Below are 21778 nucleotides of genomic sequence, written 5' to 3' on the forward strand. Positions count from 1 at the left end.
CGCTTACCCGGCCTACGGGCAAAAAAATCCCCGCTGATGCGGGGATTTTTATTCACGCAATTTACTCCCACTCCTGCAGGAACCGCTGCCCATACTGGTCGGCCACCAGCAGCGCCGCATACACCTGATCCGGCGTTACGCCGCCGGGCATGTTGTGAATGGTTTCCCCTTCGGCACAGGAGGCTTCCGCGATCAGACGCATTTTGGCCGGGATATCCTCTTTTATGTTCAGCTGTGCCAGCGTGATTGGCAGCCCAACGCTGTGACAAAGCGCCGCGACGGTCTCTATTTCTTCTACCGGCGCGTTTTCCAGCACCAGCTGCGTCAGCGTGCCAAACGCCACTTTTTCACCGTGATAGAAGTGGTGCGCGTCCGGTACCGCCGTCATACCGTTATGAATAGCGTGTGCCGCCGCCAGCCCGCCGCTTTCAAATCCTACGCCGCTGAGATAGGTATTGGCTTCGATAATGCGTTCAAGAGCAGGCGTCACCACATGCTGTTCTGCCGCCAGCATCGCTTTTTCACCCTCTTCAACCAGCGTGTTGTAGCACAGCTCGGCCAGCGCGAGTGCTGCCTGAGTACATTTGCCGCCCGCCATGGTGGTCGCGCCGCTGCGCGAGCAGGCGCGTGCTTCAAACCAGGTTGCCAGCGCATCGCCAATCCCGGCGGCCAGCAGGCGTGCCGGCGCACCCGCTACCACTTTGGTATCGACGATAACCATGTTCGGGTTGTGCGGCAGCATCAGATAGCGGTCGAACTCGCCGCTGTCGGTGTAAATAACGGAAAGGGCGCTGCACGGCGCATCGGTGGAGGCAATGGTTGGGGCAATAGCCACGGGTACGTCCATAAAATGGGCCAGCGCTTTGGCGGTATCGAGCGTTTTACCTCCACCGATACCCAACACCGCCAGACAGTCGGCGCTGTCGGCCAGCTTTTTCAGGCGATCGATTTCATTTTGTGAACATTCGCCACTAAACGGCGCGATTTCGGCATGCAGTTCGGCTTTTTTAAAACTCTGGCGCAGGGTCTCTTCGGCAAAACCCAGCACAAATTTATCGCCGACGACCAGCCAGCGATTGGCCAGGGGTTTCAGATAGTCGCCGAGACGGGTAAGCACATCAGCGCCCTGGATATATTTTCCCGGCGATTGAATGATACGTTCCATAACAGTTCTCCCTTAGAGGTTGAGGTTACCAAACGCGTTTTTCCAGTCCTGCTCGAACTTCTCTATGGCTGACTCTACCGCTGGCGTGCCGAGCATTTGTTGCGCTACGTCTAAGGGAAGCGTGATTGCCTCGCATCCCGCCAGCAGGCAGTCCAACGCCTGACGCGGCGTTTTGAAGCTGGCGGCCAGCACTTTACTGTCCGGCGCGTGCAGTTCCAGCAGGGACTGCAGTTCCTGAACCATGCGAATGCCGTCACCACCCTGCGCGTCAACGCGGTTTACGTACGGTGCGACATATTTCGCGCCTGCCAGTGCGGCAAGCAAACCCTGCGCAGCGCTGTAAACGGCAGTACCTAGCGTGGTTATCCCCTCTTTTTTCAATGCCTTAATCGCGATGAGCCCCTGAGCCGTCACCGGGATTTTCACCACGATGCCAGGGACGGCGTTACTCAGGCGTTTGGCCTCCGCCACCATGCCTTCGGCATCGCGGCTCATGGTTTGAGCAAACAGCGTGCCTTCCGGTCCGATGGCTTTTTGCAGACGCGGCAGCACATCCCAGATGGATTCACGGCTGGCGGCAATAATGCTCGGGTTGGTGGTGACGCCCGCAATGGGAAAGATGCGCGCCAGGCGTTCAACTTCCGCCACGTTGGCGGTATCCAGGTACAGTTCCATCACACTTCCTCGTTTTACAGTTCTAATTCGTGTTGTAGCAGGGAAGCAATCGCCTCCCCGGAGCTGGCGCTAACCAGCGCGTTGCGGAAATCGTCATGCATGATGCGGCGGGCCAGGCGGGAGAAAATACGCATATGCTGGTCGCCCGCGGCGTGTTTGTTCAGCGTCAGCATGATGATGAATTGTGCTTCTTCATCTCCCCACATGACGGGGCTTCTCAGGCGTGCAACGCTGATGGTGGATTGCTCAATATGCTCAGACTTGCTGTGCGGAATGGCGAAGCTGAAGCCAAGCCCGGTTGAGAAAACGGCTTCGCGCGCCCACAGATCGGCCTCCAGCTTGCGGGGGTAGCGGCAACGTCCGGCGAGCAGCAGGTTATCGGTCATCCCTTTCATGACCTCTTCTTTACTGTTCCAGTCGTTATCCAGCGAAATACAGCGTGGCGTCACCAGCGGTGTGTCCTGCTGATTCATGCGGAACTGCGCCAGCAGGTGTTCCACTTCAAGCGAAGTGCGACACGCCATGGCCTGATTCAGCAACTGGCGGCAGGCGCGGCTGTCAAGCTGTGCCAGACGCGCCTTGGTTGCCGGAATGGCGGGCGACCCCATGCTCAGCTCGTCCAGGCCCAGGCCCACCAGCAATGGCAGCACTGAACCTTTTGCGCCCAGCTCGCCGCACAGGCCAACCCATTTCCCCTGGCGATGGACGGCCTGTACTGCATAATCCAGCGCCCTCAGGAAGGCCGGGTTCAGGCTGTTGTAATGGCGTGTGACTTTGGCGTTGTCGCGGTCAACGGCCAGCAGATACTGAGTCAGGTCATTACTACCAATGCTAAAGAAATCAATCTCTTCGCAGCACTGATCGATGATGAACATCACCGAAGGCACTTCCAGCATGATGCCGAGCGGGATTTTTTCATCAAACGGAATATGTTCAGCCCGGAGCTGTTGTTTCGCTTCGGCAAGTTTCTCTTTCACCCACAGGATCTCTTCCATAGAAGAGATCATCGGGATCATGATCTTCAGGCTGCCGTGAGCAGAGGCGCGCAGGATCGCCCGAAGCTGGGTGGTGAAAAGCGCTGCATACTCTTCGTAAATGCGGACGGCGCGGTAGCCGAGAAACGGGTTATTTTCGGCCGGGATATTCAGGTACGCCACCGGTTTATCGCCGCCGATATCCATGGTGCGCACGATAATGCTGCGCCCGTTTGCGCTTTCCAGCGCCTGACAGAAAATATTGTACAGCTCGTTTTCACCGGGCGCGCTGCTGCGGTCCATATAAAGCATTTCGGTGCGAAACAGGCCAACGCTCTCGGCGCCGTTCCCAAATGCTGCCTGCGCTTCCACCGCATGGGCGATGTTCGCGGCGATCTCAATGCGCAGGCCGTCGGCGGTTCTGGCTTCCCGGTCAAGCCAGATGCGCTGCTGCTCGCGCAGTGCCTGTTGTACCCGTGCTTCCTGTCGGTAGTAGCGCGCTACCGCATCGCTGGCGTTGACCACGACCGCACCGGCATTGCCATCGATAAATACGGGTTTATTGCGCCACTGCAGCAGGCTTTCACTGTCAACGCCCACCAGCGTCGGAATATTAAAGGAGCGTGCAAGAATAACGGTGTGCGAGGTTGTTCCGCCGCTTTTTAGCAGCAGCCCTTTGAGTAGGGTTTTATCAAGTTCCAGGAACTGGCCGGGCGTGAGGTCGTCGGCAAGGCAGACGCTCGGCTGAGTGAGCTGTCCCGGTGCCGGGAAGCGTTGTTCACCATAAATTTGTTGCAAGAGTTGATAGCAAACATCGCGCACATCCAGCACACGTTCCTGTAAATAGCTGCTGCTGGAGCGAGAGAACGCATCGCAGAAATGGTTGGCTGTGGCGATTATAGCCTGCGCGCAGCTCAAACCCTGGCTCACTCCTGCAAGGAGATGCTGACGCAAAGAGGTATCCGTTGCCAGCGAACGATGTGCCTCAAGAATGGCGCTGGCGGTGCTGTCGCTGTCCAGCGCGCGCAGCTCAATGTTTTTCACCAGCAGGGTGAGGCCGTTATCCAGCGCTGACTGCTCTTCTTCCACGTTTTTCGCGTCGGGTAAATCCGTCAGTGCATTGAGATCCAGCGAGGTCAGCAAGGTTAACACGCCCCGGGCGCTGCCGCTGCAAACGGGCAGGGCGCGAAAAAGCGTTGGATTAAGGCGCGTGAGAGATTCTGGCAGCGGATCAAGCTCGGTATTGGGGGCTTCCGCAAGCGGCGCGTCGCAGTGGGGAAACTCTTCCCGGAGCCATTGTTCCAGCTGTTGATGGGCGCTCTGCTCATCTTCACCGTGGATCACCAGACGACAGGCGTCGCCTGCCAGCGTGTCGGTGCCAATAAGTGCCAGTGCGCTCTTGGCATTCCCTTTGCGGTCTGTGCGCAGGTTGTGCCACTCGATTTGCGAGATAAACGTATTGCACAGCGTCTCTACATGACTTGCCGGACGCGCGTGAACACCGTTGGGCAATTCACAGGTAAATTCCACTACCAGAGCCATAAACACTCCTGAAACTCATCATCATTCATTGGGGAACAGCATACGAGTGTGTTGATGGCGCGCGCCATGTGACAAATCTGCCAAAAGCTGGACAAATGTAATATCAGGTGAAAAGTGAGATTTGACTCACAGGTTATGGTGGTTTGTCTTATGCGTAACGTCTACAGGAAATGTCGAGGCGGATCGCATTTTCATTTCAATCTTACAAAAATCCAGTAAATGACCTTTTTGTCTCCTGTCCGCCGTCTTCCTGATTGCCTATTGTTTGCCACAACATATTTATGGTTTTTGGTCAGGAGCGACATATGAAAGAGTTGGTGCATATTCTCAAGAACACGCGGCAGCAGCTGATGACCGGGGTGTCGCACATGATCCCGTTCGTGGTCGCGGGCGGTATTTTGCTGGCGGTTTCGGTCATGCTGTACGGCAAGGGCGCGGTACCGGATGCCGCAACCGATCCCAACCTCAAAAAGCTATTTGATATCGGCGTGGCGGGGTTAACGCTGATGGTGCCTTTCCTGGCCGCCTATATTGGCTATTCCATTGCCGAGCGTGCCGCGCTTGCTCCCTGCGCTATTGCCGCGTGGGTCGGTAACAGCTTCGGTGCGGGGTTCTTCGGCGCCATTATTGCCGGGATCCTCGGCGGGATTGTGGTCTGGTATCTGAAAAAACTGCCGGTCCCGAAAGTCCTGCGCTCCGTCATGCCTATCTTCATCATCCCTATCATCGGCACCTTTGTTACCGCGGGCATCATGATGTGGGGTCTGGGCGAACCTGTTGGTGCGTTGACGACGGGCTTAACCCAGTGGCTGCAAGGGATGCAGCAGGGCAGCATCGTCGTGCTGGCCGTCATAATGGGGTTGATGCTGGCCTTCGACATGGGCGGCCCGATTAATAAAGTCGCCTATGCCTTCATGCTGATCTGCGTTGCTCAGGGCGTCTACACCGTGGTGGCGATTGCGGCAGTCGGTATTTGTGTGCCACCGCTGGGATTAGGCCTGGCGACGCTGATTAACCGCAAAAACTTTACCGCTGAAGAGCGCGAAGCGGGCAAGGCTGCATTAGTGATGGGCTGCGTGGGGGTTACCGAAGGGGCCATTCCGTTCGCCGCTGCCGATCCTCTGCGTGTCATTCCCTCCATCATGCTGGGCTCGGCGTGTGGCGCAGTGACGGCTGCCGTGATGGGTGCGCAATGTTATGCGGGATGGGGCGGGCTTATCGTTCTCCCTGTGGTGGAAGGCAAACTGGGCTACATCGCGGCGGTCGCCCTAGGGGCTGTAGTGACGGCCATTAGCGTCAACGTGCTGAAGAGTATTGCCCGCAAGAATGCAAAACAGGTCGAGGAAAAAGAGGACGACCTGGATCTGGATTTCGAAATTAACTGAGTGAGGAAGAGAACATGGCCCGAATTATCGCAGTAACAGCATGCCCGTCAGGCGTTGCCCATACCTACATGGCGGCCGAAGCGCTGGAAAGCGCCGCTAAAGCCAAAGGCTGGGAAGTAAAGGTTGAAACGCAGGGGTCCATTGGTCTTGAGAACGAGCTGAATGCTGAGGATATCGCCGCAGCGGATATGGTGATCCTGACCAAAGATATCGGCATTAAATTTGAAGAGCGTTTTGCCGGGAAAACCATCGTGCGCGTCAACATCAGTGACGCGGTTAAACGCGCCGATGCCATCATGAACAAAATTGATGCCCACCTGGCGCAAACCGCCTGACGCTCTCCCGCCCTTCGGGGCGGGCTTGTTTTCCGTTACAGGAGTTCCTTCATGACGAATCGTACCCAGCGTTTAAAAGACGCACTCTTTGCCAGCCCGCGTGAAATCTCGCTTGAGCGTGCTTTGCTCTATACCGCCAGCCATCAGCAGACGGAAGGCGAGCCGGTTATCCTCAGGCGAGCAAAAGCCACGGCGTACATTCTTGACCATGTGAACATCGCGATTCGTGATGAGGAACTGATTGCCGGCAACCGGACCGTTAAACCGCGCGCGGGCATTATGTCTCCTGAGATGGATCCGTACTGGCTGCTTAAGGAGCTGGATCAGTTCTCCACTCGTCCACAGGACCGCTTTGAAATCAGCGAAGAGGATAAGCAGATCTACCGTGACGTGCTTTATCCCTACTGGGAAAAACGGTCGATGAAGGATTTCATCAACAGCCAGATGACGGATGAGGTGAAAGCCGCTGTGGGGACGCAAATTTTCAGCGTCAACCAGACGGACAAAGGGCAGGGGCATATCATTATTGATTATCCGCGCCTGCTCAATAACGGCCTGGGTGCGCTGGTGGAAGAATTGCGCGAACACTGCGCCCGCGATGCGCAGAACACGTTTTATGCCGCCGCGCTGATTCTGCTTGAAGCGTCCCAGCGTCATATTCTGCGCTACGCCGCGCTGGCTGAAACGCTTGCTACCGTCTGTGATGAAGCTTCACGGCGAGAAGAATTACGGAAGATTGCAGAAATCTCGCGCCACAACGCGCAGCATAAGCCGCAAACGTTCTGGCAGGCGTGTCAGTTGTTCTGGTATATGAACGTGATTTTGCAATATGAATCTAACGCCAGCTCGCTCTCCATCGGGCGCTTTGACCAGTATATGCTGCCGTTTTATCAGGCTTCGCTCTCGCGGGGCGAGGAGCCCGCGTTCCTGAAAGAGATTCTGGAATCGCTGTGGGTGAAGTGCAATGACGTGGTGCTTTTACGCTCGACCAGCAGCGCCCGCTATTTTGCCGGTTTCCCAACGGGTTATACCGCTTTGTTGGGTGGCCTGACGGAGAACGGTCGTAGCGCGGTGAACGTGCTTTCCTTCCTGTGCCTGGATGCTTATCAGAGCGTTCAGCTTCCTCAACCGAACCTTGGCGTGCGGGTTAACGAACTTATCGACAGGCCTTTCCTGCTTAAAACGGCAGAGACGATCCGCCTGGGCACCGGTATTCCGCAGATTTTCAATGATGAAGTGGTGGTGCCTGCTTTCCTGAATCGGGGGGTGTCGCTGGAAGACGCGCGCGATTACGCGGTGGTTGGCTGTGTAGAACTGTCGATTCCGGGTAAAACCTATGGGCTACACGATATCGCGATGTTTAACCTGCTGAAGGTGATGGAAATCGCGATGCAGGAGAACGAAGGCAACACAGCGCTGAGTTATGAAGGGTTGCTGGAGCATATTCGCACTAAAATTAATCACTATATTGCTCTGATGGTCGAGGGGAGCAATATCTGTGATATAGGCCATCGTGACTGGGCTCCGGTACCGTTGCTCTCTTCTTTTATCAGCGATTGTCTGGAGGTGGGAAAAGACATCACCGATGGTGGCGCACGCTATAACTTCTCTGGTGTACAGGGGATCGGGATAGCCAACCTGAGTGATTCACTCCACGCGCTGAAAGGGCTGGTCTTTGAACAGCAGCGCTTAAGTTTTGATGAGCTCTTAGCCGTATTAAACGCTAATTTTGCCACGCCTGAGGGCAAAAAAATCCGCGCACGGTTGATTAATCGCTTCGAAAAATACGGCAATGATATCGATGATGTCGACAACATCAGCGCTGAACTGCTGCGCCACTACTGTAAAGAGGTCGAAAAATACCGTAACCCGCGCGGCGGGCAGTTCACGCCGGGTTCTTATACCGTGTCGGCACACGTGCCGCTAGGCGCGGTTGTAGGGGCAACGCCCGATGGCCGTTTTGCCGGCGAACAGCTGGCCGACGGTGGGCTCTCGCCGATGCTTGGGCAAGATATGCAGGGTCCAACGGCGGTACTTAAATCGGTAAGCAAGCTGGATAACTATCTGTTATCAAACGGTACGCTGCTAAACGTTAAATTCACCCCTGCGACGCTGGAAGGCGATGCCGGGCTGCAAAAGCTGGCGGATTTCCTCCGTGCCTTCACCCAGCTTAAGCTGCAGCATATCCAGTTCAACGTGGTGAACGCGGAAACACTGCGTGAAGCGCAACAGCGTCCGCAGGATTTTGCCGGGCTGGTGGTGCGCGTTGCCGGATACAGCGCCTTCTTTGTTGAGTTATCGAAGGAGATCCAGGATGACATTATCCGCCGCACAGCGCATCAGCTGTGACGTGATGGAAACGCGCGCCGAGGTGGCGCGTATTTTCAACATTCAGCGCTACTCATTGAATGACGGTCGCGGCATCCGCACGGTAGTTTTTTTTAAAGGCTGCCCTCACCGCTGTCCGTGGTGCGCGAATCCGGAGTCGATCTCGCCGAGAATCGAGACGGTGCGCAGAGAAAGTAAATGTCTGCACTGCGCCCCCTGCCTGCGGGACGCAGTTGAGTGCCCGTCCGGTGCCTTCGGGCATATCGGAAGAGATGTGACCCTGGATGAGCTGGAAAACGAGGTAATGAAAGACGATGTATTCTTTCGTTCCTCGGGAGGCGGAGTGACGCTTTCGGGTGGGGAAGTGTTGCTACAGGCGCCTTTCGCAACTCAGTTTCTTCAGAGGCTGCGTCGTTTCGGCGTGCATACGGCCATCGAAACGGCAGGCGATGCGCCTTTGTCCCGATTAATGCCGCTGGCCCACCAGTGTGATGAAGTGCTGTTTGATTTGAAGATCATGGACACGGCGCTGGCCCAATCCGTTTTGGCTATGAATCTCCCCAGGGTGCTGGATAATTTCCGCCAGCTGGTGGCAGACGGGATAAACGTGATTCCCCGCGTCCCGCTTATTCCTGGCTATACGCTCAACGAAACGAACATGGCGCGCGTGCTGGCTTTCCTGCTACCTTCAGGAATACGGCAGCTGCATTTATTGCCCTTCCATCAGTATGGGGAGCCAAAATACCGTCTGCTGGGACAGGAGTGGGGAATGAGGCAAGCGATCCCTCCGACAGAAGATGAGGTGTCAGCGATGCGTCAACTGGCAGAGCGCGAAGGTTACAACGTTACCCTGGGAGGTTGAATATGACAGTGATAACGGGACGTCATCTGGTGGCGGTGACCGCGTGCGTCAGTGGCGTCGCACATACCTATATGGCTGCCGAACGGCTGGAAAAGCTTTGCCAGCAGGAGAAGTGGAACGTTAACATCGAGACGCAGGGAGCGCTGGGCGTCGAGAGCGAGCTTACGGAAGAGGACATCCGGCGTGCCGATGTCGTATTGCTGATTACCGATATAGAACTGGCGGGCAGTGAGCGTTTCGAGAATGCGCGCTACGTGAAGTGCGGTATTAGCGCCTTTTTACGTGATCCACAAAAGGTGATGGGGGCGGTGCGTAAGATATTAGCCGCTCCGCAGCATACTCAGGTCATTCTGGACTGACGGCTTTCCCGGTGAGCTGGCTATGATACTGGCGACGGTATTCTGACGGCGAACGCTCCGTGTTCTTGCGAAATAACCGGCAGAAATAGTTGCTGTCGACAAATCCGCAGGCATGGGCCACCTCTTTCACTTTTAAATCATACCCTTTCAACAGCTGGCGCGCGTGTTCCAGTCGGGTCTGAGTCAGATACTCATTGAAACCCACTGCGCCCGTTTTCTGAAACAGATGCGACAGGTAGTTTGGGGAGATATAAAACGCCTGCGCAACGGATTCCCGGGTAAGCGGAGTGGCGTAGTGCTCGTCAATATAGACCCGAATCGCTTCAAAAAGAGCCTGGCTGCGGGAGGCGGTTTGGATCTGACTCCCCAGCAGGTCGACGCAGTGGCTAAGCAGGCTGGCGATAATCAGCCGTGCGGTTTGCTGCTCGTGCGGTTGCATCTGCATTTCATGGAGCGTCTGTAAGAGAAGCGAGCCAATGCGCGGACCGCGGCGGGCAACGTGCTGCTTCGCCAGGTTACGAACGTCTACTCCATCCCAGTGTAGAAGGCTAAACCCAAGCTGCTGTTTGCCAAACAGGATGCTCAGCGTTGTTGCGGGGGCTTGCCATTGTGGATTATTCCAGCCGCCAGCTGGGACGTATAAGACATCACCCCGCTGTAAAACGCAGCCAGCCATGTCTTTCATCGAACCTTCGATCACGATCTCCAGACGCGGAAAATCGACCTGCAAGGCAAGTTCGGGGGCGGAGATCGCTGGGTTTGCAAAATGCACCTGACGCAGCGGCTTTATGCCGTTGATCAGGTCAGTCAGGATGTGGGCAATGTCGTGGTGCATGGTGAAGATACCAGGGTATTGCCCGGCGAGCGTAGCGCCGCCGGGCATAAAGTATTAGCCGGTGTTACGCATACCCGCAGCAACGCCCGCAATTGTCACCATCAACGCCTGTTCAACGCGTGGGTCCGGCTCTTTACCTTCTTCTTCCGCCAGACGCGAACGGTGCAGCAGTTCTGCCTGCAGGACGTTCAGCGGGTCGGTGTAGATGTTACGCAGCTGAATAGACTCGGCAATCCACGGCAGGTCCGCCATCAGATGTGAGTCGTTGGCAATGTCCAGCACCACTTTGATGTCGCCTTCCAGCAGTTCGCGCAGCTCTTTACCCAGCGCCCACAGCTCTGGTTTCACCAGACGCTGGTCGTAGTATTCCGCCAGCCACAGGTCGGCTTTCGAGAAGACCATCTCCAGCATGCCCAGACGGGTAGAGAAGAACGGCCAGTCGCGGCACATGGTTTCCAGTTCGCTCTGTTTGCCGTCTTCCACCACTTTTTGCAGCGCGGCACCGGCACCCAGCCAGGCGGGCAGCATCAGGCGGTTCTGCGTCCAGGCGAAGATCCACGGGATCGCGCGCAGAGACTCTACGCCACCGGTTGGGCGGCGCTTCGCAGGACGTGAACCCAGCGGCAGTTTACCCAGTTCCTGCTCAGGCGTGGCCGAGCGGAAGTAAGGAACGAAATCTTTGTTTTCACGTACGTAGCCGCGGTACAGATCGCAGGAGATATCAGACAGCTCGTCCATGATATGGCACCAGGATGCTTTCGGCTCCGGCGGTGGCAGCAGGTTTGCTTCCAGGATAGCGCTGGTATAGAGCGACAGGCTGCTGATGGTCACTTCCGGCAGACCGTACTTGAAGCGGATCATCTCGCCCTGCTCGGTGACGCGCAGGCCGCCTTTCAGGCTTCCCGGCGGCTGTGACAGCAGCGCTGCGTGTGCAGGTGCGCCGCCACGGCCAATCGAGCCACCGCGTCCGTGGAACAGGGTCAGTTCAATACCGGCTTTTTCGCAGGTTTTGATCAGTGCGTCCTGCGCCTGATACTGCGCCCAGGATGCCGCCATCACGCCCGCATCTTTCGCGGAGTCGGAATAGCCAATCATCACCATCTGTTTGCCCTGAATAAAGCCGCGGTACCAGTCGATATTCAGCAGCTGGGTCATGACGTCGTTGGCGTTGTTCAGGTCGTCGAGGGTCTCAAACAGCGGGGCGACCGGCAGGGCGTAGTCGATTCCCGCTTCTTTCAGCAGAAGGTGAACGCCCAGCACGTCGGACGGCGTCTTCGCCATAGAGATCACATAGGCGGCCACCGATCCTTTCGGTGCGTCCACGATCGCTTTACAGGTGTTGAGCACTTCGCGGGTTTCGTTGCTTGGCTCCCAGTTGCGCGGCAGCAGAGGGCGCTTCGAGTTCAGCTCGCGGATCAGGAAGGCCTGTTTGTCGGCTTCGGACCAGCTTTCATAGTCGCCGATGCCGAGATAGCGGGTCAGCTCGCCCAGCGCTTCGGTATGACGGGTACTTTCCTGACGCACGTCGATACGCACCAGCGGCACGCCGAAACACTTCACTCGGCGCAGGGTGTCCAGCAGTTCGCCGTTAGCGATGATGCCCATCCCGCACGCCTGAAGTGATTTATAACAGGCATACAGCGGCTCCCAGAGCTGTTCGTTCTGGCTGAGCAGACCTTCTGGTTTTGGCAGGCGCTGGCCTTTCAGGCGCGCTTCCAGCCAGGCCTGAGTGGCCATCAGCTGACCACGCAGTTTCTTCATCAGGAAACGGTACGGCTCGCTGGCGCCTTCTTCTCCGGCCAGCGCGCGCAGTTCCGGCGTCGCTTCAACCATCGACAGTTCGGAGATCAGCACCTGAATGTCTTTCAGGAACAGGTCGGTCGCTTTCCAGCGGCTCAGGAGCAGGACGTGACGGGTGATTTCTGCGGTCACGTTCGGGTTGCCGTCGCGGTCGCCGCCCATCCAGGAGGTGAAGCGCACCGGAACAAAGTCGACCGGCAGGCGGTAGCCAAGGTTCTCTTCCAGCTGTTCGTTCAGCTCGCGCAGGTAGTTAGGCACCCCTTCCCACAGGCTGTTTTCCACCACCGCAAAGCCCCATTTGGCTTCGTCGACCGGGCTTGGGCGATGCTTACGAATTTCATCGGTGTGCCAGGACTGGGCAATCAGCTGGCGCAGACGGCGCATCAGCTGGTTGCGTTCGTAGTCGGCAATGTCTTTGTTATCCAACTGCTTCAGACAGTTGTTCACTTCCACCATTTTGTGGATCAGGGTGCGACGGGTAATTTCGGTGGGGTGTGCGGTCAGCACCAGCTCCAGCGAAAGCGACTCCACCGCTTTTTTGATGGTGGCTTCGTTGAGGTCTGGCTGGTCTTTCAGTTTACGAAGGGTGCGGGCAATGACTTCCGGGTTGCTGGCCGCTTCGCCATTTGGCGAAATGCTGTGGTATTGCTCAGCGGTGTTGGCCAGGTTCAGGAACTGGCTGAATGCGCGTGCAACGGGCAGCAGCTCATCGTTAGAGAGGTTCTGCAAGGTGGTGAGCAGCTCCTGACGACTGGCCTCGTTACCGGCACGGGAAGATTTAGACAGCTTGCGGATGGTTTCAACGCGGTCGAGGATGTTCTCCCCCAACGCGTCTTTGATGGTATCTCCAAGCACTTTGCCGAGCATACTGACATTACTACGCAACGCGGAATATTGTTCGTTCATAAAAACCCAGTCACCCCATCATTTTTGTTTATGCCCAGGCGAAAATTTTCTGGACATTATTTTGTCATCTCCCTTTATAAAGCCACGTAAAACCCCCGTCGTCAATTGCTGCGAAAACGGTTCAGCAAACGAATAAATGAGGGCAATTTACGAAATTTAATTCGCATTGCGTCAGATAAGAGATGCTTATGAAAATGTACAGGGGAAAGGGAGTAAACGCTAAAAATGGTAACTTCTGTTGCCATTTTGTTTGTATGTCCGGCCTTTTTTCCGCAAAAAAAATGCGGACCACGGGGTCCGCAAAAGTTCACGTTGGCTTTAGTTGTTCGAGTTTTGAGAGAAACTCGCTGACGGAGCGGGGACGTCAAGGGTCAAACACGTGCCGCCTCGTCTATGTGGTGTATTATTCAACAGAATGCTTGATAGGGATAATCGTTCGTTGCTATGCTATCTATCGCCATGAACTATCGTGGCGACGGAGGATGAATAATGAATATTCGCGATCTTGAATACCTGGTAGCGTTAGCTGAGCATCGTCACTTTCGCCGCGCGGCAGACTCCTGCCACGTCAGCCAGCCCACGCTGAGCGGCCAGATCCGCAAGCTGGAAGATGAGCTGGGCGTGATGCTGCTGGAGCGCACCAGTCGTAAGGTTCTGTTCACACAGGCAGGTCTGCTGCTGGTGGATCAGGCGCGCACCGTGCTGCGCGAGGTCAAAGTGCTCAAGGAAATGGCAAGCCAGCAGGGGGAAGCGATGTCCGGCCCGCTGCATATTGGCCTGATCCCAACCGTTGGCCCGTACCTGTTGCCGCACATCATTCCGATGCTGCACCAGACGTTCCCGAAACTCGAAATGTACCTGCATGAAGCGCAAACCCATCAGCTGCTGGCGCAGTTAGACAGCGGCAAGCTCGACTGCGCCATTCTGGCGCTAGTGAAAGAGAGTGAAGCCTTTATTGAAGTGCCGCTGTTCGATGAGCCGATGATGCTGGCGATCTATGAAGATCACCCGTGGGCGAACCGCGATCGCGTACCGATGGCCGATCTGGCCGGTGAAAAGCTGCTGATGCTGGAAGATGGCCACTGCCTGCGCGACCAGGCGATGGGCTTTTGCTTTGAAGCGGGTGCGGATGAGGATACCCATTTCCGCGCAACCAGCCTGGAAACGCTGCGTAATATGGTCGCGGCGGGAAGCGGTATTACGCTGCTGCCTGCGCTGGCCGTGCCGCGCGAGCGTAAACGTGATGGCGTGGTTTATCTGCCGTGCATTAAGCCGGAGCCGCGCCGCACTATCGGCCTGGTGTATCGTCCGGGTTCACCGCTGCGCAGCCGCTATGAGCAGCTGGCAGAGGCCATCCGTGGTTCGATGGATGGCCATTTCGACAGCGCGTTAAAACAGGCGGTTTAAGCCGTTCAGCGCAGCTACCCGATAGGCTTCCGCCATGGTCGGGTAGTTAAAGGTGGTGTTAACGAAGTACTCAATGGTGTTACCGCCGCCTTTCTGCTCCATTATCGCCTGGCCGATATGAATGATTTCCGCGGCGCGTTCACCAAAGCAGTGAATGCCGAGGATCTCTTTGGTCTCGCGATGGAACAGGATCTTCAGCGTTCCCACGCTCATCCCCACGATTTGCGCCCGCGCCAGATGTTTAAACTGCGCGCGTCCCACCTCGTAAGGCACCTTCATTGACGTCAGCTGCTGCTCGGTTTTCCCGACAGAACTGATTTCCGGGATGGTATAGATGCCCGTCGGAATATCTTCGATCAGGTGCGCCGTCGCTTCGCCTTTTACCAGAGCCTGTGCGGCAATGCGTCCCTGGTCGTAAGCGGCTGAGGCCAGGCTTGGGTAGCCAATCACGTCGCCGACCGCGTAAACGTGCGGTAGCGCGGTCTGGTACATGCTGTTGACCTTCAGCTGACCGCGGCTGTCGGTCTCAAGCCCGATATTTTCCAGCTTCAGTGAATCGGTGTTGCCGGTACGACCGTTGGCGTACAGCAGGCAGTCGGCTTTCAGCTTCTTACCGGACTTCAGGTGCATGATCACCCCGTCGTCACAGCCTTCAATTTTCTCGTACTCTTCGTTGTGGCGAATCACCACGCCGCTGTTCCAGAAGTGGTAGGAGAGGGAGTCCGACATCTCCTGATCGAGGAATGCCAGCAGGCGGTCGCGGGTGTTGATCAGGTCAACTTTGACGTCCATTCCGCGGAAGATCGACGCATATTCGCAGCCAATGACCCCTGCGCCATAGATAATGACGTGGCGTGGCTCATGGTGCAGGCTCAGAATCGAGTCGCTGTCGTAGACGCGCGGATGCGAGAAGTCCACGTCGGCCGGATGGTAAGGGCGTGAGCCGCAGGCGATCACAAATTTTTCAGCCGTGATGGTTTCAACCGAACCGTCATGGCATTCGAGTGCCAGGGTGTGTTCATCCACAAAATGCGCGTTGCCCTGCAAAATTTCACAGTGGTTACGCTCATAAAATCCCTGACGCATGCGTGTCTGCTGGTTAATAACGGTATCCGCGTGATTCAGGATGTCAGCAAAGGATGAACGAAGAAGTCGGGAGTGGTCGCTGTAAAGAGGGTTCTGGTTAAATTCGATAATGCGGCTAACGGCGTGGCGGAGGGCTTTCGACGGGATGGTGCCCCAGTGGGTGCAACCGCCGCCGACATTATGGTAGCGCTCGATGACCGCTACTCTGGCTCCCTGTTTCACCAGACCCATAGCTGCACCTTCGCCGCCGGGGCCGGAACCAATAACTATTGCGTCGTAATCGTAGGAATGTGGCATGGTAAGGCTTACCTGTTCTTATACATAAAAGCAACAGAATCATAACATCATTGGCAGAGTAACCCAATTATCGTTGTGCTTTTTTCGGGCAGTGGAGCACAAACCGCACGTAAACAATCATTCACAAAGCCAGGCAAACAGATTAATTTTATTCTCTGGTATAGTGCCATCAGGCCTTTGGAAGGATTCAACTATCGTGATGGGCGTAAGAGCACAACAAAAAGAGAAAACCCGGCGTTCGCTGGTGGAAGCCGCATTCAGTCAACTGAGTGCTGAGCGGAGTTTTGCCAGTTTGAGCCTGCGCGAAGTCGCACGCGAGGCCGGGATTGCGCCAACGTCCTTCTATCGTCATTTCCGTGATGTGGATGAACTGGGCCTGACCATGGTCGACGAGAGCGGTCTGATGCTGCGCCAGCTGATGCGCCAGGCGCGTCAGCGTATCGCCAAAGGGGGCAGCGTGATCCGCACCTCCGTATCGACCTTTATGGAATTTATCGGCAATAACCCCAACGCGTTTCGTCTGCTTCTGCGCGAGCGTTCGGGCACATCGGCGGCGTTTCGTGCCGCCGTCGCGCGTGAAATTCAGCACTTCATCGCGGAACTTGCCGACTATCTTGAACTCGAAAACCATATGCCGCGGGCGTTTACTGAAGCACAGGCCGAGGCGATGGTGACGATTGTTTTCAGCGCGGGTGCCGAAGCGCTGGACGTCAGCATTGAACAACGCAAGCAGCTTGAAGAGCGACTGGTATTGCAGCTCAGGATGATCTCCAAAGGCGCGTACTACTGGTATCGCCGTGAACAAGAGAAACTGGCACATCAAACCGAAGAGTGAAGGTGAGTAATGAAACAGTCAGGTCAGGATAAAGGGACGCTGTTGCTGGCATTGATCGCTGGCTTATCCATTAATGGTACGTTTGCCGCTATTTTTAGCTCAATCGTTCCATTTTCGATTTTCCCGCTTATTGCGCTGGTGCTGACGGTTTACTGCCTGCATCAACGTTACCTGAACCGCACCATGCCGGTGGGGTTACCGGGGCTGGCCGCTGCCTGCTTTATTCTGGGCGTATTGCTGTATAGCACGGTGGTTCGCGCGGAGTATCCGGATATCGGCTCTAACTTCTTCCCTGCGGTACTGTCTGTGGCGCTGGTGTTCTGGATTGGCTCGCGCATGCGTAGCCGTAAAAGCCAGTTACCAGAGTAATGAATTATTTGTAGGGCAGGTAAGCGAAGCGCCACCTGCCAAAAACGCCGGATGGCGCTACGCTTATCCGGCCTACAGATCACCGTGCGGTAAGTAAAACGCCGCACTCCATATGGTGTGTATACGGGAACTGATCGAACAGCGCCAGACGTTCAACCTTGTGTGTCTGGCCTAATGTTTCGAGGTTCTTGCACAGCGTCTCCGGGTTACAGGAGATGTACAAAATACGCGGGTACGCCTGCACCATCTTCTCGGTTTCGCTGTCCAGGCCACTGCGCGGCGGGTCGACAAAAATTGTCTCACACTGGTAGCTCTTGAGATCGATCCCTTCCAGGCGGTTAAACTGGCGTACGCCGTTCATGGCCTGCGTAAACTCTTCCGCGGCCATACGAATAATCTGCACGTTGTCGATATGGTTAGCGGCGATGTTGTACTGCGCGGCAGCCACCGACGGCTTGGCGATTTCCGTCGCCAGAACGCGATCGAAGTTACGCGCCAGCGCCAGCGAGAAGTTGCCGTTACCGCAGTAGAGCTCAAGCAGATCGCCCGTTGACCCTTCCGTCGCCTTCAGCGCCCACTCCAGCATCTGCACGTTCATCGCGGCATTCGGCTGGGTGAAGCTGTTCTCGACCTGACGATACACCATCTCTTTACCTGCCACCGGCAGGCGTTCGTCGATGTAGTCCTGATCCAGCATGATTTTGGTTTTTGTCGCGCGGCCAATCAGGTGAACGTTGATGTTCTGCGCGCGCAGCGCATCGCGCAGCGCTTCTGCCTGCTCGCGCCACTCGTCGTTAAGCGCTTTGTGGTACAGCAGAGAGACAATCGCCTGATTGCTTTGCGTGGTCAGGTAGTCAATCTGGAACAGCTTGTTACGCAGTACCGGATTGTTGCGCACGCCGTCCATTATCAGCGTCATCAATTGGTTAATGAGCTCGCTCGCCGCCGGAAAGCTGTCGACGCGAATACGGGATTTCGTCTGCTGATCGAAAATGATGTGGTACAGGTCGTCACCGTCGTGCCAGATGCGGAACTCGGCGCGCATGCGGTAGTGGCTGACAGGAGAGCGGAACACCTCGGGAACGGGCGCGTTGAAAGGCGTCATCATACTTTGCAGGCGGACAACTTTCTCTGCCAGCTGCGCGTCGTACTGTTCTGTCGGGAGGTGTTCTGGGGTCATGATGCGTCCTGAGTGATAAAGAATTACGCGGCGATTGTAGGCATTGTTCAGGGGATGTCCAGATTTAATGGCCAATAGCTGTCTGGACATCTATACGTGTCTAATTGTAGCATTCTGTTTCCGGTCTCCTGAGAGTGAAAAGGGAATCCAGTGTAAATCTGGAGCTGACGCGCAGCGGTAAAGACTGGCGGGATGAGCGTTGTAGACACTGTGAAAACGGGAAGTCTTCATCCTTATATAGCCACCTAGCCCGAAGACCTGCCGGGATCACGTCGCATTTGGTTTCATCATCGCGTGCTATCGATGAGGCCTGCGGCATCCTTCTTATATTGTGGATGCTTTAACAATGATTAAAAAAGTATCGCTGTTGACGGCGTTGTCCGTCACGGCATTTTCGGGCTGGGCGCAGGATAGCGCCGACTCGTTGGTGGTGACGGCAAATCGTTTTGAACAACCTGAAAAAACTATTCTGGCTGCAAACACGGTTGTTACGCGTGCCGATATTGACCGCTGGCAATCAACCTCAGTCCTGGATGTTATGCGTCGCCTGCCCGGCGTGGATACGGCGCAAAGTGGTGGGATGGGGCAACTCTCTTCTCTCTTTATACGTGGCACCAACTCCAGCCACGTCCTGATCCTTGTTGATGGGATCCGCCTTAACCAGGCTGGCGTTACGGGGTCATCCGATCTCAGCCAGTTCCCGATCTCCCTGGTGCAGCGTATCGAATATGTTCGTGGACCGCGTTCGGCGGTATACGGCTCGGACGCGATCGGCGGAGTCGTAAACATTATTACTACTCGCGCGAAGGACGGTACCACGCTGAATGCAGGTGTAGGGTCGCATGGTTACCAGAATTATGGCGGCAGTACTCAGCAAACATTGGGCGACAGCACGCGCGTCACGCTTGCGGGTGATTACACCTATACCAAAGGGTTTGATGTGGTTGCAGACGGCAACAATGGTGGCCTTGCCCAGACCGATCGCGACGGCTTTATGAATAAAACGCTCTATGGTGCAGTGGATCACGCATTCTCGGAGCAGTGGAGCGGATTTGTTCGCGGCTTTGGCTACAGCAACCGTACTGCCTACGACGGTTACTACAGTTCATTTACCCCTGACGTACTGGTCGATACCCGCCAGCTCTATAGTCAGACCTGGGATGCAGGATTGCGCTTCAACGATGACATCTTCCATTCACAGTTGCTCACCAGCTATAGCCACAGCAAGGACTATAACTACGACCCAAATTTGGGCCGCTACGATTCGACAGCCACTCTGGATGAAATCAAACAGTACAACGTCCAGTGGATCAACTCCGTTGATGTTGGCCATGGAAACATTGGCGCGGGCGTTGACTGGCAGAAGCAGAGCACCGAGCCGGGTACAAACTACGTGACCAACGGCTACGACCTGCGTAACACCGGCCTTTACCTGACCGGGTTGCAGCAGTTTGGTGACTTCACTCTGGAAGGAGCGGTTCGCAGCGATGACAACTCTCAGTTCGGTCGCCATGGCACCTGGCAAAGTAGTGCGGCCTGGGAGTTCGTGGAGGGTTACCGCTTCGTTGCTTCGTATGGTACGGCCTATAAAGCACCGAATCTGGGACAACTCTATGGTTTCTATGGCAATGACCATCTTGATCCAGAAGAGAGCAAGCAGTGGGAAGGTGCGTTTGAAGGCCTGACGGCGGGCGTGAGCTGGCGCGTTTCTGGCTACCGTAATGACGTTGATAATCTCATCGACTTCGATAATAACCTTCAGCAATATTACAACGTCGGTAAAGCGCGCATTAAAGGTGTGGAAGCGACGGCATCGTTTGATACGGGTCCGTTGACGCATACTGTAGGCTACGACTATGTGGATGCCCGCAATGCCGCAACCAACGAACTTCTGGACCGTCGTGCTAAACAGCAGGTGAAATATCAGCTCGATACGCAGATCTATGATTTCGACTGGAGCCTGACTTATCACTATCTCGGTACGCGTTACGACACTGACTTTGGTGCTTATCCGTCTGAGAAAGTAAAAATGGGCGGTGTCAGCCTGTGGGATGTCGCAGTTTCGTATCCTGTCACCTCACATCTCACAGTTCGTGGTAAAATAGCCAACCTGTTCGATAAAGATTACGAGACAGTTTATGGCTACCAAACTGCAGGACGGGAATACACCTTGTCTGGCAGCTACACCTTCTAACCCGCGTCCCACCGTGCTGGTGTTTGATTCCGGCGTCGGTGGGCTTTCGGTCTATGATGAGATTCGGCATCTTCTGCCGGATCTCCATTACATCTACGCCTTCGATAACGTCGCTTTCCCGTATGGGGAAAAGAGCGAAGATTTTATTGTTGAGCGTGTGGTTGAAATCGTCACCGCGGTACAAAAGCGCTATCCCCTTGCGCTGGCCGTCATCGCCTGTAATACGGCGAGCACGGTTTCTCTTCCCGCCCTGCGTGAAAAATTCCCGTTCCCGGTTGTGGGCGTCGTTCCTGCAATAAAGCCAGCCGCGCGCCTGACGGCGAACGGCATTGTGGGTTTGCTGGCAACGCGAGGCACGGTAAAGCGTCCTTATACCCGCGAACTGATCGACCGTTTTGCCAACGAATGCCAGATTGCGATGCTTGGTTCGGCTGAACTGGTGGAGATGGCTGAAGCGAAGCTGCATGGAAAGGCGGTATCACTCGACGAGCTGCGTCGTATTCTTCGTCCGTGGCTGCGCATGCCTGAACCCCCGGATACCGTTGTGCTGGGGTGCACCCACTTCCCGCTATTACAGGAAGAGCTATTAGAGGTGTTCCCGGAGGGAACGCGCCTGGTGGATTCCGGTGCGGCTATCGCCCGTCGTACGGCCTGGTTGCTGGAGCATGAAGCGCCGGATGCGAAATCTATCGATGCGAATATTGCGTTTTGTATGGCCATCACGAAAGAGACTGAGCAACTTTTACCCGTTTTACGCCGTTATGGCTTTGAAACGCTCGAAAAACTGGCGCTGTAGCACGGTTTTGAGCAAAAAAGAGACGGTTGAAAGTTTTTTTTAAAAGAGGGGTTGTCAACGTCTGAGAACTCCCTATAATGCGCCTCCACTGACACGGAACAACGGCTTACAGGCCGCCGGGTTAGCGGGGTTCAGAGATGAACGCCGGCAGAGAAAGCAAAAATAATCGCTTGACTCTGAATGAGGAAAACGTAATATACGGGACCTCGCAACGGTGAGCTTAACGCCGCGTTGCAACTGCTCTTTAACAATTTATCAGACAATCTGTGTGGGCACTCAAAGTGACATGGATTCTTAACGTCCTCGGACGAAAAATGAATGCCAAGTCTCTGAGTGAACATACGTAATTCATTACGAAGTTTAATTCACGAGCATCAAACTTAAATTGAAGAGTTTGATCATGGCTCAGATTGAACGCTGGCGGCAGGCCTAACACATGCAAGTCGAG

Annotated in this window: 17 protein-coding genes, 1 rRNA gene and 1 riboswitch; of the genes, 11 read left to right on the forward strand and 7 right to left on the reverse strand. The window is 55.5% G+C overall.

Going from position 1 to position 21778, the window contains the following annotated elements:
- Positions 1-61: 61 nt before the first annotated feature.
- Genes NUX24_RS18000 through ptsP form a run of 3 tightly spaced genes read right to left on the reverse strand, consistent with a single transcriptional unit; the run spans position 62 to position 4356 of the window.
- On the reverse strand, positions 62-1165 hold the full coding sequence (locus NUX24_RS18000) for a glycerol dehydrogenase (protein WP_047653036.1): 1104 nt from the start codon (positions 1163-1165) through the stop codon (positions 62-64).
- Between the two features lie 12 nt (positions 1166-1177).
- Positions 1178-1840, reverse strand: a complete 663-nt coding sequence (fsa, locus tag NUX24_RS18005) for a fructose-6-phosphate aldolase (RefSeq protein WP_047653037.1) — start codon at positions 1838-1840, stop codon at positions 1178-1180.
- 14 nt (positions 1841-1854) lie between these two features.
- On the reverse strand, positions 1855-4356 hold the full coding sequence (gene ptsP, locus NUX24_RS18010; RefSeq protein WP_257833218.1) for a phosphoenolpyruvate--protein phosphotransferase: 2502 nt from the start codon (positions 4354-4356) through the stop codon (positions 1855-1857).
- Positions 4357-4661: 305 nt separating this feature from the next.
- Between ptsP and NUX24_RS18015 the strand changes: the two genes are divergently transcribed.
- The 5 genes from NUX24_RS18015 to NUX24_RS18035 are packed head-to-tail and all read left to right on the forward strand — an operon-like array spanning position 4662 to position 9625.
- The gene (locus NUX24_RS18015; RefSeq protein ID WP_257833220.1) at positions 4662-5741 is read left to right on the forward strand and encodes a PTS fructose transporter subunit EIIC; all 1080 of its coding nucleotides are present in this window, start codon (positions 4662-4664) and stop codon (positions 5739-5741) included.
- A 14-nt stretch (positions 5742-5755) separates the two neighbouring features.
- The gene (locus NUX24_RS18020) at positions 5756-6076 is read left to right on the forward strand and encodes a PTS fructose-like transporter subunit IIB (protein ID WP_023309670.1); all 321 of its coding nucleotides are present in this window, start codon (positions 5756-5758) and stop codon (positions 6074-6076) included.
- Positions 6077-6127: 51 nt separating this feature from the next.
- The gene (locus NUX24_RS18025; RefSeq protein WP_047653044.1) at positions 6128-8425 is read left to right on the forward strand and encodes a formate C-acetyltransferase; all 2298 of its coding nucleotides are present in this window, start codon (positions 6128-6130) and stop codon (positions 8423-8425) included.
- Complete coding sequence (locus NUX24_RS18030) at positions 8391-9266, forward strand: [formate-C-acetyltransferase]-activating enzyme (protein ID WP_047653046.1); 876 nt, start codon at positions 8391-8393, stop codon at positions 9264-9266. The genes NUX24_RS18025 and NUX24_RS18030 overlap by 35 nt, the downstream gene beginning before the upstream one ends.
- A 2-nt stretch (positions 9267-9268) precedes the next feature.
- Positions 9269-9625, forward strand: coding sequence for a PTS fructose-like transporter subunit IIB (locus tag NUX24_RS18035; RefSeq protein WP_047653047.1), 357 nt, complete (start codon positions 9269-9271; stop codon positions 9623-9625).
- On the opposite strand, the gene NUX24_RS18040 is transcribed toward NUX24_RS18035, so the two are convergent.
- The gene (locus NUX24_RS18040; RefSeq protein WP_257833231.1) at positions 9612-10460 is read right to left on the reverse strand and encodes an AraC family transcriptional regulator; all 849 of its coding nucleotides are present in this window, start codon (positions 10458-10460) and stop codon (positions 9612-9614) included. The genes NUX24_RS18035 and NUX24_RS18040 overlap by 14 nt on opposite strands.
- Before the next feature lie 54 nt (positions 10461-10514).
- On the reverse strand, positions 10515-13166 hold the full coding sequence (ppc, locus tag NUX24_RS18045) for a phosphoenolpyruvate carboxylase (RefSeq protein WP_047653049.1): 2652 nt from the start codon (positions 13164-13166) through the stop codon (positions 10515-10517).
- A 489-nt stretch (positions 13167-13655) separates the two neighbouring features.
- On the opposite strand from ppc, the gene oxyR reads away from it, so the two are divergent.
- Positions 13656-14573, forward strand: a complete 918-nt coding sequence (oxyR, locus tag NUX24_RS18050; RefSeq protein WP_023309664.1) for a DNA-binding transcriptional regulator OxyR — start codon at positions 13656-13658, stop codon at positions 14571-14573.
- Here the strand turns inward: oxyR and sthA are convergent.
- Positions 14556-15956 carry a Si-specific NAD(P)(+) transhydrogenase gene (gene sthA, locus NUX24_RS18055; RefSeq protein WP_039265649.1) on the reverse strand — a complete coding sequence of 467 codons (1401 nt, stop codon included), beginning with the start codon at positions 15954-15956 and terminating at the stop codon, positions 14556-14558. The two genes, oxyR and sthA, sit on opposite strands and share 18 nt — an antisense overlap.
- Before the next feature lie 196 nt (positions 15957-16152).
- Here sthA and fabR point away from each other — a divergent pair, with 196 nt between their 5' ends.
- On the forward strand, positions 16153-16791 hold the full coding sequence (fabR, locus tag NUX24_RS18060; protein WP_008501784.1) for an HTH-type transcriptional repressor FabR: 639 nt from the start codon (positions 16153-16155) through the stop codon (positions 16789-16791).
- 9 nt (positions 16792-16800) lie between these two features.
- The gene (locus NUX24_RS18065; RefSeq protein WP_008501783.1) at positions 16801-17160 is read left to right on the forward strand and encodes a YijD family membrane protein; all 360 of its coding nucleotides are present in this window, start codon (positions 16801-16803) and stop codon (positions 17158-17160) included.
- A 79-nt stretch (positions 17161-17239) separates the two neighbouring features.
- On the opposite strand, the gene trmA is transcribed toward NUX24_RS18065, so the two are convergent.
- Positions 17240-18340: a tRNA (uridine(54)-C5)-methyltransferase TrmA gene (gene trmA / locus NUX24_RS18070; protein ID WP_047653051.1), complete on the reverse strand. Its 1101-nt coding sequence runs from the start codon at positions 18338-18340 to the stop codon at positions 17240-17242.
- 104 nt (positions 18341-18444) lie between these two features.
- A riboswitch (cobalamin riboswitch) is annotated at positions 18445-18621 on the forward strand.
- A gap of 65 nt (positions 18622-18686) precedes the next feature.
- On the opposite strand from trmA, the gene btuB reads away from it, so the two are divergent.
- The 3 genes from btuB to NUX24_RS18085 form a co-directional block, all read left to right on the forward strand.
- Positions 18687-20534 (forward strand): TonB-dependent vitamin B12 receptor BtuB, encoded by a 1848-nt coding sequence (gene btuB, locus NUX24_RS18075; RefSeq protein ID WP_047653053.1) that lies wholly within the window; start codon positions 18687-18689, stop codon positions 20532-20534.
- Complete coding sequence (gene murI / locus NUX24_RS18080; RefSeq protein WP_047653055.1) at positions 20479-21330, forward strand: glutamate racemase; 852 nt, start codon at positions 20479-20481, stop codon at positions 21328-21330. Before btuB ends, murI begins: the two co-directional genes overlap by 56 nt.
- A 382-nt stretch (positions 21331-21712) precedes the next feature.
- A 16S ribosomal RNA gene (locus NUX24_RS18085) occupies positions 21713-21778 on the forward strand; the annotation flags it as partial.

It is taken from the genome of Enterobacter sp. HG048, from assembly GCF_024702055.1.
GTDB lineage: Bacteria > Pseudomonadota > Gammaproteobacteria > Enterobacterales > Enterobacteriaceae > Enterobacter > Enterobacter dykesii.